The organism is Koromonas soli (genome assembly GCF_059726265.1).
This window is the reverse complement of the sequence record NZ_AP040872.1, coordinates 3,161,896-3,181,812: the sequence shown is the minus strand read 5'-3', so window position 1 is coordinate 3,181,812 and position 19,917 is coordinate 3,161,896. Positions and strand designations below refer to the sequence as shown.

The following is a 19,917-nucleotide window of genomic DNA, read 5'->3' as shown; positions in this document are numbered from 1 at the left end:
ATAAGCGCGTTCGTGATACTCTCAAAAGCCGATTAAAATCAGACTAGTAGATGGCGAGCGAAAAAGTATTAATCGTCGATGACGAGAAGTTAGTGCGGTGGTCTTTGCGCCAAAAGTGCGAAGAGTGGGGATACCATGTCTCCGAAGCCGAGACGGGGACAGACGGACTGCGCCTGGCGCGCAATGAGTCACCCGACCTCGTATTGCTCGACGTACGTCTGCACGACATGAACGGATTGCAGGTGCTGGAGCGCCTGAAGCAGGCCGGAGACGCGCGCGCCGTCATCATGATTACGGCCGACCCGCAACTCGAGGACGTGAAGCAGGCCCTCAAGCAGGGTGCGTACGACTTCATCGGCAAGCCAATCGACTACGACGAACTGCGCGTTGCGGTAAAAAACGCACTCGAAGCGACCCAGCTACGTTCGGAAAACGAGACCCTGAAGAAAGAGGTGCTGCAGCGGCGCCGTGCGGCTTATCACGACGTGGTTGGCGAATCTCCGCGCATGCAGGACCTGATGACCTTTGTAAACAAGGTCGCCTCCAGCGAGGCCACGACGATCCTAATCCAGGGCGAGAGCGGGACCGGCAAAGATCTGATCTCACGCGCCATTCATTTCGAGAGCCGGAGAAAAGACAAGCCATTGATTGTTATCAACTGCTCGGCCATCCCCGAGACGTTGATGGAAGCGGAGTTATTCGGCCACGAAAAAGGTGCCTTCACCGACGCGAAGGCCATGAAGAAGGGTCTCTTCGAGCAGGCCGATGGCGGGACGCTGTTCCTGGATGAAATCGGTGAACTCTCGGGATTGCTGCAGGCCAAGTTGTTGCGCGTGCTCGAAGAGCAGGTGATCCGCAGGGTAGGCGGCGTAAGGGACCAGGAAGTTGATGTCCGCGTGATTGCCGCCAGTAATCGCGATCTGGAACGTGCCGTGCGCGAAGGACAGTTCCGGCAGGATTTGTACTATCGACTGGCGATCATATCCATATTCCTGCCCCCGCTTCGCGAGCGTCGCGAAGACATCCTGCCGCTGGTGAACTTTTTTATTGAGCGATATAACAAGCGGTTCCGAAAATCCGTCCGAGGCATCACGCCTGAAACTCGAGATCTGTTGCTGAAATACGAGTGGCCGGGGAACGTGCGCGAACTCAAGAATGCAATTGAGCGCGCGATGATCCTGGAAGACGACGACATGCTGCGGCCGGTGTATTTGCCGTTCTCCGTGGGTTCGCCGCTTAGCAGCCTGACGGCCTTTGAGGTCTCATCCGGAGCAACTGCATCGGGTCTGGGAGGCGTTTTTGCTCAGCAGCCTGAGGTTCAGGTGGTGAACGGAAAGAATCTTCCGAGGCTCACGATCCCCGAGGGCGGAACCAGCCTTGAAGAGATTGAACGCGCATTCGTAGAGATGGCGATGCATCAAGCGAACCGCAATCAGACCCAGGCCGCGAAATTGCTGGACATCAGTCGCGATGCGCTGCGCTATAAATTGAAGAAGTTTGGGCTGATGCGTTCAGAAGATGAAGAAGTAAGTGCGCCACCTCACTAAATCGGTATAGTAGAGGACGTTTTTCTCCTAGGGCTTTCTTCCCAAGTCTGTGTTCTGAATGCGGAATCGCCCGCATGTATGCGTTAATTGCCACACTGAGATAAGGTTCCACTCCCGCCCTTTGCCTGAATTCGAGACGTAAGTCTCTGAAAATAATGCGCGACAAAATTGCGAACGCACCGCATCCGTTTGGCCCTCTATGTGCCTTAACTCAGGGTGTAGGGAGAATACTGTGGAACCGACTTTGGTCGTGATCGGCATCAGCATACGCAGCGCCAAGCTGCCTATGCGAGAGCGTTTTCTGCTGGATGCTGACCAGAAAACAGATGCGTTGTCGGCTCTGGTCCGGTCGGACGCCATTGACGAAGTGATCGTCCTCTCCAACTGCAATCGCACTGAATTTATCGTCTGGACACAGGACGCCTCCGAGGCAGCCAACTCCGTTCTGCGATATCTCACCCGATCCATCGATCTCAAACTGCTCGAGTGGTCCAACTTCTATCGCCTGATCGGCGATGCGGCCGTCGCCCACGTTTTCAGAGTGACAGCGGGGACGGACTCTGCGGTTTTCGAAAAACCTGACGCTACAAATTGCGTGCTGACCGCGTGGCAACATGCACAACGCGCGAGCACGACCGGACGTTTCCTTGATGCGCTGATGGCGAAAGCGTTCCGGGTAGCTGGGCGCGTACGGCAGGAACTTGGCGTGCAAGCCAGTCTGAAAACCGTGGCACAGGCCGCGGTTTTGGTTTCACAGCAGACGCTTGGAGATTTGAAACAGCGACGTGCCTTAATCTTAGGCGCGGGACAGATGGCGCTTTCAGCAGTGCGCGAACTGCAGAATGCGGGCTGCAAGGACATCAAGGTTCTCAATCGCAGTTGGGAGCATGCACTCCAACTCGCGAAACAGTGCGACATCAAAGCTGTTCATGAGGAAACCTTGTGGGAGCAGGTTCTTTCGGCTGACCTGGTCATCTCTGCCATTTCGCAACGCATTCTGGTAACACGCGACGAACTTGAACTGGTGCTGCACGAACGCAAAGACAGGAACCTCCTGATCATCGATATGTCCGTCCCTCGAACGGTCGATCCGGCGGTGCGCACCCTCGAGGGGGTGACTGCCTATGATCTCGACGACCTGTGCGGCGCCATCGACAAGCAATCCGAGAGGCAGGCAATGCGAGTGGCCACTGAGCGCATCATTGCGACCGAAGCCGCAGGATTCCGGACCAAACTGCTTTCGGAAGCTATAGTGCTCACAATCTCCGGTATGCGCGAGAAGCTTGAAGCCATCTGCCGCCAGGAGATGGATCAATTGAAGGAGCAGTTTGGGCCCTTCACTCAAGATCAGGAAGTCGCGCTCGAAGCACTATCGTCGCATATTACCCAGCGCATCTCCTCAAGTCTCGCCAGGCAACTCAAAGAACTGCCGGAGCGACCGGAACTGACCACCGCGATACAACAGTTGTTCCAATTGGAATCCGGCGACTTGAAGGCAGAAGCCAAAGCTCAAAGCTAAATTCCACATTCACTTGATCGTAAGTGTTTTCATCTAATCGCGCCTCCTCCATTTTTCTTGTAATCATTCCCTTGATGCTGATTCTGTGCTGACGTACTCTAGGTTCACTTTTCAGCTTCCGCGCGAGTCGCTCGGATGATCGGACTCCTTCATGCACGGACTCCAACGTAATTCCGCTCTCGTTGTGTTCATCCTCTTCATTGCTGTAACTATGTTCGCGGACAAAACTCCGCAGTTGCGTGCCAGAACAGGCTTGCGGGTTGAGGTTACCTCGACACAGAAGTTTGTCCCGGGACAAGTCCTGGTCCGCTTTCGTACCGCAGTCTCTGCGAATGCTCGCGCCGCTTCGCATCACGCCGTGAGCGCCACGGTAACGAGGCATTTCCAGGATACGAGTGTTCTTGAATTGGTTCAGTTGGCGAAGAACGTAGACGTCTATGAGGCGGTACGTCGTTATCGTGCGGATTCCAACGTACTGTACGCGGAACCGAATTTCATTGTGCAAGCGCTCGGTGGTTCGAATGACCCGATCTATCCGCAACAGTGGCACCTGAGCAACACAGCGCAGCTTGGGGGCGGAATCTCAGGCGCGGATATTCATGCGCCACAGGCATGGCAACTTAGTACCGGCAGCAACGCGGTCGTCGTGATGACGCTCGATACCGGCATTGATTACACCCACCCCGACCTCTCCGCAAACGTCTATCGCAACGTTGGTGATTGCAATAGCAACGGATTGGATGATGATGGGGATGGACGCGTGGACGACTGTTATGGCATTAACACCGTCTCGCATACCTCAGATCCGATGGACAACAACGGGCATGGAACCCATGTCGCGGGACTGATTGGAGCGGCAGGAAACAATGGGATCGGCGTCGCTGGGGTCGATTGGAATGTGCAGATCATTGCTTGCAAGTTTCTCGACCAATATGGCGGCGGGACGGTGGCTGGAGCGATCGAATGCCTCAACTACGCCAAGACGCTCAAACAGCGCGGCGTGAACATCGTGGCAACCAGCAATAGCTGGGGCGGAGTCGAGTTCTCGCAAGCCTTAGCTGATGCCATTGATGAGCAACGTAAAGCTGGCATCCTGTTCATCACCGCCGCCGGAAATGACTACAGCGACAATGACCGCAACCCCGTGTATCCCGCGAACACGACGCTGCCAAACGTCATCAGCGTTGCCGCCACGACCAATAGTGATCGATTTGCGTTGTTCTCGAATACCGGCAAGCACACCGTCCATATCGCGGCACCCGGACAGGAGGTCCTGAGCACATATCCCGGAGCGCAGTACGCCTCCATGAGTGGCACCTCGATGGCGGCACCCTTGGTGACTGGCGTCGCAGCGCTGCTTGCAGCGCAGAACCCGAGCCTTACTTGGAAGGAGATAAAGAACCTCATTCTTGCAGGCGGAGACTCGCTCACCGAACTGCAATCCACAGTAACTGGAAAACGACTGAATGCGTATGGAGCGATGACTTGTTCGAACTCCCCCGTGCTGAGACGACTCACGCCAGTGCAATCCGATATCGCCGGGGCGGTCGGCGGCCCGGTAGTGATTTCTTTCCTGAATATCAACTGCAGCCAACCTGGAAGTGCTCTCGAGGCAAAGGTTTCCACTGGAGAAAACATCGCATTGGTTGACGATGCGACAGGGGCTGACCTGGTAGCGAATGATGGAGTGTTCACCGGTTCGTGGACGCCTACCCAACCTGGAAGCTTCAGCATTGCGCTACCGGATGGAAATACGATTTCTATCGAGATTCTTACTGCTTATCGCGCTGTTCAGGAATTGAGCAGTTATCGCCAGTTTGGCGGGACATCGCTTAATCTCTCGGACGACTCGGTAGCAAGCTTCACCTCGCCATTTCCCATTCAGTACGGCGGAAGCGGTTTCTCTCAAGTGTACGTTTCGAGTGATGGAACAATCAGTCTTACCGATTCATTTCAATCTTTCTACAACCGTTTTCTCCCGCTGCTTTCTGATAAGCAGATGAGTCGCGTGTGGGACAGTTCCGCCGTTACCCTGCTCGCACCGTTCTGGGATGATCTCTATCCCGTGCCCAACAGCGATCAGAACGTCTTCTGGGATGTCCTAGGCTCTGCTCCCAATCGTGAATTGGTGATCGAGTGGCGCAATGTGCGACTCTTCGACTGCCGCAGCGATGCGAACAAGACAGTCACATTTCAGGTGGTATTGCACGAGAGTGACAACAGCGTGCTGTACCAGTATAAGAATGTTCAGTCCGGCTGCGCTCTCAGCTACAACAATCATGATTTCGGAGGATCTGCCACTGTTGGACTCCAGATTGCGCCCACCGTAGGCACCACCTGGCTGCAGGGCACAACTGCAGGTTATGCTGGAGTGCTTGCCAATGATACGGCGATCAAGTGGCAGCTTGTAACTGATCCGACCAGCAATAATCCGTCCCCTGCGATCACAAAAATTTCGCCAGATACAGCCGCTTCGAATAGCGCAGACACTGAGGTCGCCATCTCGGGAACGAATTTCGTTCCGGGATCTCTGGCTTACTGGGATACCAATCAGCAGAATTTCTCCCATCGCCTGCTAACCACCTATGTCAGCCCCACACAACTGAAAGCTACTGTTCCCGCTTATCTCTTGAGCGGAGCTTTTATTGGAAAACACCAACTCAGTGTCATCAACCCTGTCCCTGGAGGCGGTGAATCGAACGCTCTCCCGTTCGGTGTGGGCATGCAAGCGGCTTACATTATTTCGCTCTCTCCAGCCAGTACCAATGGGGGCGGCGCGAGCTTCACCCTAACCATAAACGGAGCCGGTCTCGGCGATGGATCTACCGGCGGGTGGGTTGGCGCATATTGGAACGGAACGGCACTTACGACAAGACGCATTAACGCAACACAGCTGCAAGCCGACGTGCCCGCAAGTTTGATTGCCCGAGCCGGCACTGCGGGCGTCTATGTTTACGTAAATGGCTGGGGTATAACGAACACTGTCAGCTTCACGATTGCATCTGCGACTGGCAGTTCCACCGGTCTCATTAACATTCAAGACGGAATTCCCACTCAGGCTGGAAACGCTAAGCCCTCCCGCTTCCTCGGCTGGGGTTATGCAACGAAGGCTGGCAGTGAGTACCTGAAGCGATTCTCACGGCCATCCGCCAGTCCGTCGCTGGCCCTGGGTTCCTCTAGCGGAGTCACGGCTGCGCAGAGTGCATTAGCAACCCGGCCGTTTGGTTCCGCATTGCCCGGAATTGCTGTGCGGCCGACACTCCCTACGGGATACCTGCCGTCCTCGGTAGCCATGGCGGATTTCAACGGAGACGGCAAAATGGATTGGGCGATCTCCAACGCAGGCGACAACTCAATCTGGATCTACCTCGGGCACGGCGATGGAAGCTGGGATGTGCCGCGCATAATTAAACTCCGGGGATTGACGCCCGTGGCGATCATTGCGGCAGATTTACGCGGAAATGGGGTACGCGATCTGGTCGTAGCCGAAGCCGACAGTGCAACGGTTGGTCTGCTCAAGGGACGAGGCGACGGAACCTTCGAGGAGGAGGACCTGTACTTTCTGCCCGCATCACCTATGTTCTTATGCGCCGGCGACTTCAACAGTGACGGACTCCAGGACATATTGGCGGGAACGCTCGGCACCGTTGAGCAGGGGGCCCTTTACCTGATGCAAGGTGACGGTGCGGGCCGACTGGGTTCTCCGGTTTCATTGCCCAACCACAAGCGTTATGTGTTGGCCGCTCCCTCGGCGGCGTGGCTGGCCTTCGGCGACTGGGACAAGGATGGCTTCCTCGACGTAACCGCATCGGAGCCACTTGAAGACCCAACATCCGAATCAGGTTTGTTGTCGTATCTCAATCGCAAAGATGGAACCTTCAAGGAAGCCCAGGAAGTTCTCGACAATGCTTTCATGCCCGTGTACGGCGTTGCTGCAGGCGACATCAATGAGGATGGATGTTTGGATCTGGTCGCAGTGCAGGCGAGCAGTGCTGCCGTTCCCTTTCTGGGGAACTGCGACGGGACATTCACACAGGGATCGGAAACCTACATCGGCCTTGGCGACTTCTCTTACGGGATCAAGCTCGTTGATGTGAACGGTGATGGGCATCTTGATCTGATCGCCTCGGGTGTGGTCAGCAATGGAGGAGGCGGAGGTTATGGCAACGACTCGGGATCGTTAATCACGGTAGCCCTCGGCAAGGGCAACGGCTGGTTCGGTCAGCCAAGCGTGTATCGCGGAGAAGCCAGCGCATTCATGTTCGACGTTGGTGATGTCAATGGCGACGGCAAGCCTGACATCCTTACCGCCAATCAGGATAGCGACTCCGCTTCCATGTTCCTCAATAAAGGAAACGGAGATTTCGGAGCGCCGGAAGGGGCTTACGTCGGCTACATGATGGACGGAAGAGGAGGCGGTGCGAACAGCCCACTCTCTGAGCCGATTGCCGCCGACATTACCGGACACGGACGCCTTGACATCGGATATATCGAGCTTCAGCGATTTTATGGCGACCCTTATGTCGTGACCGTATTGCCGAATCTTGGCGCCGGAAGATTCGGAGCACCGGTTCGTACACCCCTCTTCACCGGAGATTTGTATTTCTACGATCTACTTTTTGCCGACTTCCGCAAGACTGGTCGCGCCGACCTGCTCTACCTGCAAAGCGGAATCAATGGAGATTACGAATCATATGTGTTCGCTCCTGCGAATGCTGATGGCACATTTGGGCAGCCAGTAAAGGTTCAGACCACCACGAGCTGGGGCGCGCTTGGAAGCGGCGATTTCAATCGCGACGGCAAGCTTGACTTCGTAATCGCGGACGTGACTGCGGGCGGGTTGCGCATTTCTGTGTTCCTTGGCAACAACGACGGCACCTTCACTGCGCTTGCTCCTGCGGTCCTATCCGGTGGATTCTCGTACCATACTTATGCGGTGTACGTCGCCGATTTGAACTTGGATGGCAAACTCGATGTGCTTGTCCGTATGTCCAGCAATGTCGTGCCGTACAGCGGCAACAATGCTTACGAATTTCTCGGCAATGGAGATGGCACCTTTGCATCCGGCAAGATGGTTCTGCAGAACGTGGGCGCGTTCCGCCTGACCGATTTAAACCATGACGGCCTGCCGGACATTGTCGAATTCAATGACTTGATGTCAACCTATCCTGTGATTCCGACTCCACAAGTGCGTGTGTTTATGGGGCAACCTGATGGCTCCTTCGTTCTTAAGCACACATACACGCCCTATACAGGAATCCCGATCACGGTGGAACAGGCGCGAATCGTCTTGAATCCTCCGGCCTCTTCCCGCTTGGCAGATTTCGACGGAGATGGAGAACCGGATATAGCGATCTATCAATTGGCTGGACTTGAATCGCGTCGCGGCTACGTGCAATTCATGAAGGGGAACGGCGACGGCAGCTTCACTCCCACCTATGCCGCACAACGATTAGAAACCGCATTTGCTCCATACCTTGCCGCGGATTTCGATGGGGATGGCGTTGCCGACCTCTTCGACCTAGTCGCTTTCTCCTCATCGTGGAACATGATTCCGGGAAAGCGCGGCCCCGAACTGCAACTCTCGCTGCTCAGCAATCCCGTCGCTGGACAACAAGGAACCGCGCGTATCACGATGAATGCGCCTGCGGATCAACCGGTCTCGCTGACCCTGAAATCCAGTGAGCCCGAGATCTCTCTCCCGGCCAGCGTCACCGTTGCCGCAGGAACGAATATCGTAGATATCCCGTTCCAGATTGCCAATACATTCGACAACTCACACGTCTTTTCCATCACAGCGGCGAGCACCGACCAGAGCTACACCGTGTATGGAACCCAGTTTCCGCGCGGCGTCACCGGCTTTGCTTTATCGGTGACCAGTGGAACCTCGCGAACGATCCTTACAGGTGGAAATGCGAAATATCCGGTTACAATCGTCTCGAAAGCGGGCTGGACAGGCATGGTGAATGCACGCTGCGAGGGGCTGCCGAGCGGCGCAAGCTGTGCCGTCCCCGATAGCGTGAGTATCGAAGCTGGCAAATACGCCTCCTACGATGCGCAAGTGAATACCACTTCCGCAATCGCGCAAGGGAAGTACAACTTCTCTTATATTGTTTCGGACGGCAGCAACGAAGTTCGCGCGGACCTTCAACTTGCGGTGGGAGACTTCGGCATTCAAGTGTCTCCCAATGTTGTCAGGGGCTTCCCATTCACATGGCAGGTGATGAACCTAAATCTGCCTGCCACGCAGGGCTACAACGACGCGGTCATGCTGTCGTGTAATGGACTGCCGGACACCATTAGTTGCAATCCGGGGTTTGGTATGGCAGGCACCTCAACTCAGTTGGGCATTTCTGTATCGACAAACACCCTTGCGGCAGATTATCCGTTCAATGTCGTGGGCACCAGCGAGGGCGTGACCCGATCAGCGAGCGCCATCCTCCACGTGATGGATCTTAAGACAACTCTGAATACCAGCACCGCGTCTCTGAAGGTCGGCGAGAGCATGAGTTCGACTCTCACCGTTTCAGCGCCTAACGGATTCGACGAGCAAGTTACGGTGTCCTGCGTGGTTCCAAATCAACTCAGTTGCTCTCTTGCACCAGGTACTCTCAATTTCACCAGCGTCCCCGATTCCAAGACGGTACAGGTCACAATCAAAGCGACATCGATCTCCGCTGCTCTTCGAAATCCCGCGAGAAAAGGGGCCAACGGTAATGACCACAGGCGTTACCTGGCATTTGCTCCTTTTATCGCATTCGGATTGCTCATCGGACGGAAACGTACCGCTGCGCTCCTGTTTACTACCGTGCTGCTCATCGCACTTTGCGGATCTATGCTGTCATGCGGCGGAGGAGGTGGTGGAGGAAGTTCGACGCAGAATCCACCGCCCACCCAACCGCCTGCTGGCACCCAGACCGCGTATGCAGTTCTGTATATCCAGTCGGCATCGATATCGAGGCAGGCTGGTGCTATTACCGTCACAATCAGGCAGTAGCTCATTACGTGAGTGCCATCCTGTTTTCGGCGCGCGCTTCATCCGGCAATGCGGATGGAGCGCCGGTCAAAAACTGACCCGCAAAAACTCTCGCGCATTCAACTTCAAACTTAAGTCACCTCATCGTGATCGGCGTTGCACAATCTGGATGCAATCCTGAGCTGTTCCTGTACAATCGGCTGGAATTCTGATCAGCAAACTTGTGCGTCGAAGTGGGCACAGCCTGAAAGGTGCGCATTCGTGAGGATTTCCTGTCGGTTGTTCGTCTCCGCTGTCCTTCTGATGTTTGCTCTCCAAGTTCAATCACAAACGCGTCAGACGTTACATTCCCATGTCCGCGCGGCCGTCGCCTCCGGGCAAGCGGAACAGGCAGGGTCGCTTCCAGCGAAGCAGCGCATGAATATTTCCATTGTCATGCCGCTGCGAAATCAGGATGAACTCACAAGTCTGTTGAGCTGCCTTTACGATCCCTCCAGCCCGGATTATCGACACTTCCTCAGTGTCGCGGAATTCACCGACAAGTTCTCCCCCTCCGTCGAAGATTACGAAGCGGTTGTTGCTTTTGCAAAGGCACATGGTTTTGCCGTGAGTGCTGCGCCAGCGAATCGAATGGTTGTGAGCCTGAGCGGTACGGTGGCGCAGGTAGAAAACAGTTTTCACGTTGCGATGAAGACTTACCATCATCCCACCGAGCACCGCGACTTCTACTCACCGGACCATGAACCTTCGCTGGACCTGCGGGTCAAGGTGGCGCACATCGCGGGGTTAAACAACTATTCGATTCCGCGTCCGATGCTGAAGAAAGCTGCGAGTGCACAGCGCATGGACGTAATCTCGCCATCCGGTACAGGTCCCGGCGGATCGTATCTGGGAAGTGATATGCGTGCAGCCTATTACGGCGGTGGTTCGCTTACCGGCATTGGCCAGTCCGTGGGGTTGGTCGAATTCGATGGTTACAATCTTGCAGACGTAGATCTGACGTTCAGTAGTTCGGGGCAGTTCTATAGCGTCCCTGTCAACAACGTATTGTTGGACGGCGCAACGGGGAGTGCGTGCCAGTGGTCCTATCCCTGCAGCGATGCGGAACAGGTACTGGACATCGTGCAGGCGATCGGTATAGCTCCCGGGCTGAGCGAAGTGCGGGTGTACATCGGGGCATTGGATGCAAGCATTCTGAACTCCATAGCGTCGGAAAACAAAGCAAAGCAAGTGAGCATTTCTTGGGCCTGGTCTCCGGACGATCCTGCTACCGACGATGTTTTCTTTCAGGAGTTCGCAGCGCAAGGCCAGAGCGTCTTTGTCGCATCTGGAGACAATGGAAACTACAGCCCTGGGTATCCCTCTTATCCGGCAGAAGACAAATATGTAACTGCCGTGGGTGGAACCAACCTGGCCACGAATGGTGCAGGAGGCCAATGGGGTTCCGAGACGGCCTGGAGTCGCAGCGGTGGCGGAATCAGCCCGCATGGCATCTCCATCCCAGAATGGCAGGCCGGGGTAGCGAACTCCTCCAACGGAGGTTCGGCGACCCTTCGCAACGTTCCCGATGTGGCCATGGAGGCCAACACCGACAACTACTACTGCGAGCAGGGCGAGTGCAACGGTGGATGGGCAGGTGGCACCAGTTTTGCTGCGCCACGCTGGGCAGCGTTCATGGCGTTGGTCAATCAACAAGCCGTTGAAGCCGGTAATCCGACGGTTGGTTTCGTCAATCCTGCCATTTACGCGATCGGCAAGGGTTCCAGTTACGCAAACAATCTTCACGACATCGCGAGCGGCAAGAACGACTACAACAATCTTTGCAATGGGCAGGCAGTTTGCAATTCCGTTCCAGGCTATGACCTTGTCACTGGTTGGGGAAGTCCCTCCGGCCAAGCTCTGATCGATGCTTTAGCCGCGCGCCCAGCGTCTGGCTTCCAACTCGCGGCATCTGCAACCGGCCTGACGATCAAGCCGGGTAGTTTCGCAGCCACATCGATCACCATTGCGCATCAGGGAGGCTTTAGCGGGAGTGTCAATCTTACCGTCTCTGGACTGCCGAGTGGAGTCAATGCGGCGTGGGACGTGAACCCAGCAACTACAACCAGTACGCTAACGTTGACCGTGAGCAGCGCCGCGGTTCGCGGTGCATATCGCGTGACTGTGACTGGCGTCTCGGGGAGCGTAACCGCAACCACTAACTTCACGCTTGAGATCAATGCACTGGGATTCGGAATCTTCCCTAAGCCGGGAGATCTGCAAATCGAGCAAGGTTCCTCCGCCGCAACCACGCTCGAAGTGCTCAATTTCGCGGGCTTCACGGGTGCTGTCAATCTGACTGTCACATCCGGACTCCCCAGCGGAGTCACTGCAATCTGGAGCCCCAACCCGACGACGGCGACCAGCATGCTTACCCTTGCTGTGAGCGATTCAGCGCCATTGGGCACGACAACGTTGACCATCACCGGAACCTGCGGTGAATTGAAGGCGACGACCACACTATCGCTGACAATCTACAAGCCAATAGCCTGGCTCAACGTCTCTCCGGGATCTTTTACCGTCAGCAGAGGAAGCTCCGTGAGTGGGGCGGTGTATGTCGTCCCGCAGGGTAACGTGACCGGACCGGTAACTCTATCCGCCTATGAGCCTCCCTCTGGTGTGACGGTAACCTTTAATCCAAGTTCTATAGCCCCTGGAGAAACCAGCCAGTTCTCAGTGACGGTAAGCGAAGCTGCGGCGCTCGGTTCCTTCGGAGTCATGGTGATGGGCACCTCGTCGTCGAACGAATATTACGGCTCTCAAACTGGATTCGGTCTGACCGTGACCGCCGCGCCCACGCCGAGCTTCACTTTAGCGGTCTCGCCTGGCTATGTCGCGGTGCCTCAAGGTGGAAGTGCCACTGAGAAAATCAAGGTGACCGAGTTGAACGGGCTCACTGGAGAGGTTGGACTGCTGGTCGGAATGCCACCGGGAGTCACTGCTAGCTTCAGTCCGAATCCCACGTCGAGTGATAGCCTGCTCACCGTAACCGCCAGCGATTCCGCACAGCCAGGATTGTGGTCCACCTACGTTTGCGGCACCCCCGGCTCCATCAGTTGCGGCCAGCAGAGCATTACAGCCAACCTCTTCGTTCTTGTTCAGTCGGCCTCCGGATTCAGCCTGAGTGCCGCGCCTGCGTCGATCACCATGTCTCCGGGCAACTCCAACTCAGTCACCGTAAACGTAACGCCTCAGGCTGGATTCACCGGCGGCGTTCATCTTGATGTCGTTTCCGCTCTTCCCCGGGGTGTTACTGCGGCATTCAGCCCTAACCCAACAACCAACACCGGTGTGCTAACGCTGACAGCGGACAACTCTGCGCAACCAGGGAATTACCAGGTTATGATCGCTGGGAGCTCCGGAGCGCAGACCGCGGGCATGGTGATCTCGCTCAATATTTTGGCTTCCACTACCACCGTCTTATCGACAACTCCGAGTGGAGCCTCACAGCCTGCGAACTCCCTCATCACTCTGAAAGCGACTGTCACGTCAGGTGGAACACCGGTCGTGAGAGGCCAGGTTAATTTCTGCGACGCCGCCTCATCGACTTGCACTGATACTCATCTGCTGGGTACTGCGGCGTTGACAGGCGCAGGGACAGCAACGCTTAAGATTCATCCTCCTCTGGGAGCGCACAGCTACAGGGCGGTGTTCCTCGGCACTCCGAGGGGGTCGACCCCATATCTTATGAGTGCTTCGGCTCCCGTGAACGTAACCATCAGTGGGGCAGCGACAGCTAGCAGTATCAATTCCAGCGGCACTGCGGGCGACTACACGTTAATCGCGACGGTAGAAGGTTCGGGCAGTCCGGTTTCGCCGACGGGCCCTGTCTCCTTTGTCGATACCAGCAACGCTAATGCTGTGCTTGGCAGCGCGTCTCTGGGACCGGGAAGCGCCAGTCTAACCTTCAATAATGCTGCGGACCTTGCAACCGGCACTGCTCCGGTGTTTGTAGCAGTAAGCGACTTCAATGCCGATGGAAATCTTGATCTGGCGGTGGTGAACGCCGTCGATAACACAGTGACCATCTACCTCGGCAACGGCAATGGCTCCTTCGTTGCAAAAGCTACTATTCCAACCGGGTTCAGCCCGCAATCCGTCGTCGCAGCCGACTTCAATGGAGATGGCATCCTGGACTTGGCGGTAGCGAATTATGGCAGCCAAAATCTTACGATTCTGCTTGGAAAAGGCGACGGAACATTCACGTGGACTATGGCGAACCCCTCTACAGGTTCTGGTCCCGTGCCCATTTCTGTGGGCGACTTTAACGGAGACGGAAATCTGGACTTGGCTGTAGGAAATCTCGGCACTAACAATGTGGCAATTCTCCTTGGCAACGGCGACGGAACCTTCTCACAGGCGGGCACTCTGGATACAGGCATAGGTCCAGACTCCATCGCAGTTGGCGACCTCAACGGAGATGGCATTCTCGATCTCGCCGTGGCTAACCTCTTCTCCAACACGGTCACAATTTTTCTCGGGAAAGGGGACGGCAGCTTCACGCCAACATCCGGCGCCCCCGCAACCGGTATGGGCCCGATTGCGATTGCCGCCGGTGATGTCAACGGCGACGGGAAACTGGATCTGCTGACAGCAAATCGCGACAGCAATTCGGTCTCGGTACTGCTTGGTAATGGCGAAGGAACCTTCACTCCTGCACCATCGCCTGCGACGGGCACCGCCCCGATGGCGCTCGCGCTGGGAGATTTCGATGGAAATGGCAAACTGGATTTCGCGCTGACATATCGTGATGGCAACCCGGTTTCGATCCTGCTCGGCAATGGCGACGGCACCTTCACGCCTACAAAGAACACTGCCGGGCCAGTTGTCTCCACGGTCTTCGTCGCGGCGGGCGATTTCAACGGAGATGGCGTACCTGACTTAGCCATCATCGATAAGCAAGAGGGGTTAGCCAAGATCTTCACCTCCCGCCTGACACAAACAGCTACGGCACAGGTCACCGGAGTTTCTGGCGCAGGGTCGAAAACCCAGACAGTGCAGGCCCAGTATCCCGGCGATGGCAACTACGCTGCCAGCGTATCTACTGCAATCTCGCTCTCGCCGCTTCAACCGACTCCCACGCCCACCTTTACGCCAGTTCCGGGAACCTTCACCACGGCTCAGTCTGTGACGATTCGTGACTCAGTCGCCGGTGCAACCATTTACTACACGGCCGACGGAACTACACCAACGACCGGTTCTAATCTCTACACTGGACCTATCACGGTTTCTTCGACCGAGACGATTGAGGCGATTGCGACAGCCCCTGGATACTTAGCGTCCGCGGTCGCATCCGCGATGTACGTCATCGTCCCACAATCGCAAGCAACATTCACCATTGCCGGTACAGCGGTCGCTGTCTCCGGAGGTGCAACTACCGTGAACACCTCCACCATCACCGTGTCGCCGGTTGGAGGATTCACTGGAAGCGTAGCGCTTACTGCGGTAATTACATCCAGCCCGAGCGGTGCTCAATATTTGCCAACATTGAGCTTCGGCTCAACCACACCTGTGATCATCAGTGGCACCAATGCGGGAACCGCAACGCTCACGGTCAACACGATCGCGGCAACCAGCAGCGCTCTCATCCACCACACACCGTGGTACACGGCGAGCGTCTTCACTGTCGCGGGTCTGCTGCTTTTCTACGTTCCAACACGGCGAGGTAGCCGAACAGTTGTTCTCGGAACGTTGCTGCTGGCGGCCCTTGTTGGTGGAATGCTTGCATGTGGTGGCGGTGGAGGCGGTACAACTGTCGGACATAACTCCATTCCCGGCACTACCCCAGGGGTTTACACCGCCACGATCACTGGCACATCGGGCAACACTACTGCTATGAGCACGATAACAATCCATGTGCAATAAAAAGTCGGGTGTCAGCTATGCGTGAGGCGGTTCATTCGCGTGTCCAATGCGCGGACGGACTTGCCTCACCGCTCGACCGCTCTCAAACTGCCAACGCCTGGCGCTCCCTCGTGAACGGTTGATCTGGAACTGTCTGACTTAAGGATTATTCCCTTACCCAAAGCTCAGATCCTTCCAATTGGGTCGAGTTTCAAGGAGTGCCGGTCCGGGAAGTGGTCACAAAATGTTTCGCGGCCAACCCATCCTGTCGGTCATCTCATCTGCCGTTAACAAACATGTGAAAGAAAATTTGAAGTGTTTCGGTCCTATGCGGCCGAAGCGGGTATTCCGGGAGGACGGAATGAGACGCATTTCCGTGTTGTGTTTGCTGCTGATGAGCGTCGCTGGTGTTTCCCAAGCGCAGGCGAACTGGTCGTTCAAGGGTACGGTCATCAAAATGAGAATGACGGACTGCGTCGCACAGCGAGGCTTCATGGCTGCCATGTCCGGTCAACAGCCGCAAGCAGCGGCCGTCTGTCCCGAATACACGATTGTCGGCGACAAAGTCGTGTACGTGGTTGTTGGACGCCGTGCGGAAGAGTTCATGCCTCTGGCCGAGAACATGCAGTTTGTAATTCATAAAAATGAGTTGTTGCTGTTCTCCGAGGACGAGAAATCAAGATCGCGATTCAGCATTCAGCAGATGTCTTTGCGCGGGGATTGGGAGCGCGAGGAGGCGCACAGAGAAGCCGCAACGAGAGTCATGGAGAGAAGCGCCAGCTACGAAGTTCGCAATCCTCCACGAGCCTCAGTAATCTCCAGCGGCGCACGTTGAACTCGGTAGACACTGCAGTATCTGAGACCCGGGCCGACACTGCCCGGGTTTTCTATTGCACGCATGCGAAAATCTCTCAGCTGTTACGCACTGGTCCTCTATCTTTGCATGCCGGTCGAACTTTCCGAATTCTTAAGATTTTCCAGCCAGCAATTTTGGGAAGAGCACGTCATCGCGGGAACAATTTCGTTCTTCTCTCTCGCTGTTCGGTAAAGGCAACTCAAGGCTTCATTCACGACTCGATACATCCGTTCGCTCAGGGGAACGGAGTGTACGATGCGGTTTTCAACGAAGCACGGTATTGCGGTATTCCTGTTTTCGCTGCTCCTGGCTGTGCTCTTCAATTCCTTTCCCCTCAACGCGGCTGAGAACACAGGCTTCACTCTGCAGAGCGGCACGACAGAGGTTCGGCTGTCATTTGCTGTCTCCGATCGTCAGGGCCGGGTCATAACCCAACTGAATGCCTCGGATGTTGCCGTGGCCGACAACGGCACCATCATTCGGCATTTTCGCAGCTTTGCTCCTGCCTCGGAGAGCCCGCTCGATCTAATCGTCTTGCTCGATGCGAGCGACTCTTTAGAAAAGCAGATTCCGGAGGAGATTGCGGAGGTGAAGAACTTTGTCGCAAACTCTGCTTGGGGTGAGCACGACAGAGTTTCCATCCTTGCCTTCGGCGGTATGAAGCCAATGCTCATCTGCGCCAGAAACTGCAACACGCAATTGGCTCAAGTGAAATTGAGCACTCTCCGCGCTTCCGGTGCAACGCCACTCTACGACGCGCTGGTGGATGCGGCTGAGGTGCTTGAAGCGAGTCGCGATCCCGAAGTGCGGCAAGCCATAATCCTGTTTTCCGATGGCATGGATACTATCAGTCAGCACTCAATCGGCGATGCGTTAGAGGCTGCAACAAAGGTGCAGGCGCCTATCTATTGCGTGAACTCGCGGGCAAAGAAGGCTGGCACTGGAGAGGGTGACAACAGCCTTCGTATTCTCGCCTCGGGCAGTGGAGGCTTGAGCTTCGCGCCAGGTCAGGATGTACCCAGCATCTTGCGCGCCGTGATGGAAGATCTACATAGCGGGTACGTGCTTACCTATGAACCGCCACAGCAAACGTATGGCAAGCATTCGGTACAAATCCTCGCAACACGCGACCCGCGCCTGCAGTTTCGCTCGCGCCGCATGTATGACGAGGACTTGACGCATTAGCGGCGATCACAATGAGTGCAGGTAAACCTCTGCCAGTTCTTCAGAGGAGAGCACGACGGGGTTTGCTTTCATGCTGCTGGCGCGTGCTGATTTCTCCACAACCTGTGCGGCGTCTGAGGCGCTCATGCCGAATTGCGAAAGCGGCGGTATGTTGAGTTCCCGGCTCAGTTGTTGAACGAATGCGACGCCATCCTCAGGTTCGGCTTCGTCGTTTCCGGTGAGCAGGCGGGCCACAGTGCGATAGCGCTCGAATATGGGGTCGCCGGACTTGTCCGTTGCCGAACGCAAGTGCGCGATGTTTGCGGCCATTCCGTGCGGCAGGATGGCGGCGCAGATGGCTCCGTGCGGTGCGTCGAACATGCCTCCGAGTGGACCGGCGAAACCGTGCACAACGCCAAGACCGGAGTTGGCCAGTGCGAGTCCACCAAAAAGACTTGCGAGCGACATTCCCGTGCGTGCGTCCATGTCGGCTCCGTTGCGAAATGCCTTCGGCAACGATCGAGCAGCAATCGGGATCGCCTGCGCGCAGAGCGCGTCGGTGAAGACGTTTGCGCGGGCGGAAACGTATGGTTCGATCAGCTGCGTCAGCGCGTCCATTCCGGACCACGCCGTAGTGTTTGCCGGGACGTCTCGAGTGAGGTCGGGATCGACGATGGCGGCGACTGGAAGCATGGTAGCCGAACGCAGGCTCACCTTTACCGCGTGCTCCGGAGAGAACAGAACTGCGTTGCGGGTAACCTCGGCGCCTGTACCTGCAGTTGTCGGGACTGCGATGCATGGAGCGCTCGGATTCGAAAGCGCATGCCCTTTGCCGATCACTTCCAGGTATTCGAAAACGTCGTCCGTGTTACGAAGCAGCGCGGCGATTGCTTTTCCTGTGTCAATTACGGATCCGCCGCCGATTGCAAGGACGCCATCACACCGGCCCTCGGCGGCTTTTGCCACGGCCTGCTGCAGCAGAGGAATACTGGGCTCCGACGGAACCGGAAAAATTTGATGCTCGATCCCCGAGTCCGTCAAAAAATTGATCACGGGCTGTACGCGCGCGGGGGATTTTCCGGTAACGACGATTGCGCGGCGAATGCCATGGCGTGCAGCAATCGCAGGTAGTTGCGCGATCTTGCCGCAGCCGAATAGGATCTGCTGCGCGGTTGCGAATTCGAAGGAATACATGCCGAGGGCTCCTTGCAGGCTTCCATCGTACATCTTCTGCAAATCGCTGAGCGGAATTGGAGGTGATCGCGATCATCGGACAGGAGTATCCTTATTTCAGAGTCTCTCGATCTAGGATTAGTTCAGGCGCGCAGAATCATCGCGTGCTGGATCGGTATTTTCTGGGCTCTTCCGGATTTACCCATGTCGATACGTTCTACTGTGTTCTTCTGCTGTCTTTTGTTGTGCTGTGTTCCGGCCTGTGAGGCCGGTCAGTTCAAGGTTTCCTCTAATTCGCTGGAGCGCACGTTAAAGGCACGGCTGTTCAACGGTTCGGATCAGCGCTACTACATCAAGGGCGATCCGCACTCTCCCTGCTTCCTGTACGCAGAGGATCCGCACCTGTACTTTTCCGGCGATCGCATCCTTGTGCGTGTACACACGGCCGGCAAATACGGCAAGCAGATCGGCAGTCGCTGCATTGGATTCCCCGTGTCCATGAACACAGTGATTTCGCTGGCTCCGAATGCTGAGGGAGAGTCCATTGGCGTGACGGATGCGAAGCTGGACCGGGTAAGCGATTCAGCGGAAGTGAATTTTCTGCTCGCGCCATTCCTGAGCCACAAAGTGCCGTCCAGCATCAAGATAAACGCCGCTACCATGCTGCGCGAGATCCTCACCAAATCGACGGAGACGAGCGGATATCCGCTTACCCTGGAGCGGTTGGATATTCGCAGTGTTCACCTCACGGACAAGTCGCTCGTCGTTGATTACGACAGCGATATGCGAATCGACTGAA

The 19,917-nt window shown here is 56.1% G+C and carries 8 protein-coding genes; 7 read left to right on the top strand and 1 reads right to left on the bottom strand.

Features of this window, described 5'->3' with window-relative positions:
- Positions 1 to 50 precede the first annotated feature (50 nt).
- From AC6IY8_RS13860 to AC6IY8_RS13835, 6 genes are all read left to right on the top strand, one after another.
- The gene (locus AC6IY8_RS13860; RefSeq protein ID WP_497775115.1) at positions 51 to 1,547 is read left to right on the top strand and encodes a sigma-54-dependent transcriptional regulator; all 1,497 of its coding nucleotides are present in this window, start codon (positions 51 to 53) and stop codon (positions 1,545 to 1,547) included.
- A gap of 232 nt (positions 1,548 to 1,779) precedes the next feature.
- Complete coding sequence (hemA, locus tag AC6IY8_RS13855) at positions 1,780 to 3,066, top strand: glutamyl-tRNA reductase (protein ID WP_497775114.1); 1,287 nt, start codon at positions 1,780 to 1,782, stop codon at positions 3,064 to 3,066.
- A gap of 151 nt (positions 3,067 to 3,217) precedes the next feature.
- Positions 3,218 to 10,063: an FG-GAP-like repeat-containing protein gene (locus AC6IY8_RS13850; protein ID WP_497775113.1), complete on the top strand. Its 6,846-nt coding sequence runs from the start codon at positions 3,218 to 3,220 to the stop codon at positions 10,061 to 10,063.
- Between the two features lie 282 nt (positions 10,064 to 10,345).
- Entirely contained in the window at positions 10,346 to 15,946 is a 5,601-nt protein-coding gene (locus AC6IY8_RS13845) for an FG-GAP-like repeat-containing protein (protein WP_497778634.1), read from the top strand.
- A 340-nt stretch (positions 15,947 to 16,286) separates the two neighbouring features.
- On the top strand, positions 16,287 to 16,760 hold the full coding sequence (locus tag AC6IY8_RS13840; protein ID WP_497775112.1) for a hypothetical protein: 474 nt from the start codon (positions 16,287 to 16,289) through the stop codon (positions 16,758 to 16,760).
- A gap of 276 nt (positions 16,761 to 17,036) precedes the next feature.
- A complete protein-coding gene (locus tag AC6IY8_RS13835; RefSeq protein ID WP_497775111.1) occupies positions 17,037 to 17,966 on the top strand; it encodes a VWA domain-containing protein in 930 nt (309 codons plus the stop codon).
- Between the two features lie 6 nt (positions 17,967 to 17,972).
- Here the strand turns inward: AC6IY8_RS13835 and AC6IY8_RS13830 are convergent, their stop codons facing one another.
- The gene (locus AC6IY8_RS13830; RefSeq protein WP_497775110.1) at positions 17,973 to 19,139 is read right to left on the bottom strand and encodes an iron-containing alcohol dehydrogenase; all 1,167 of its coding nucleotides are present in this window, start codon (positions 19,137 to 19,139) and stop codon (positions 17,973 to 17,975) included.
- A 183-nt stretch (positions 19,140 to 19,322) separates the two neighbouring features.
- Here AC6IY8_RS13830 and AC6IY8_RS13825 point away from each other — a divergent pair, with 183 nt between their 5' ends.
- Positions 19,323 to 19,916 carry a hypothetical protein gene (locus AC6IY8_RS13825; RefSeq protein ID WP_497775109.1) on the top strand — a complete coding sequence of 198 codons (594 nt, stop codon included), beginning with the start codon at positions 19,323 to 19,325 and terminating at the stop codon, positions 19,914 to 19,916.
- Position 19,917 lies beyond the last annotated feature (1 nt).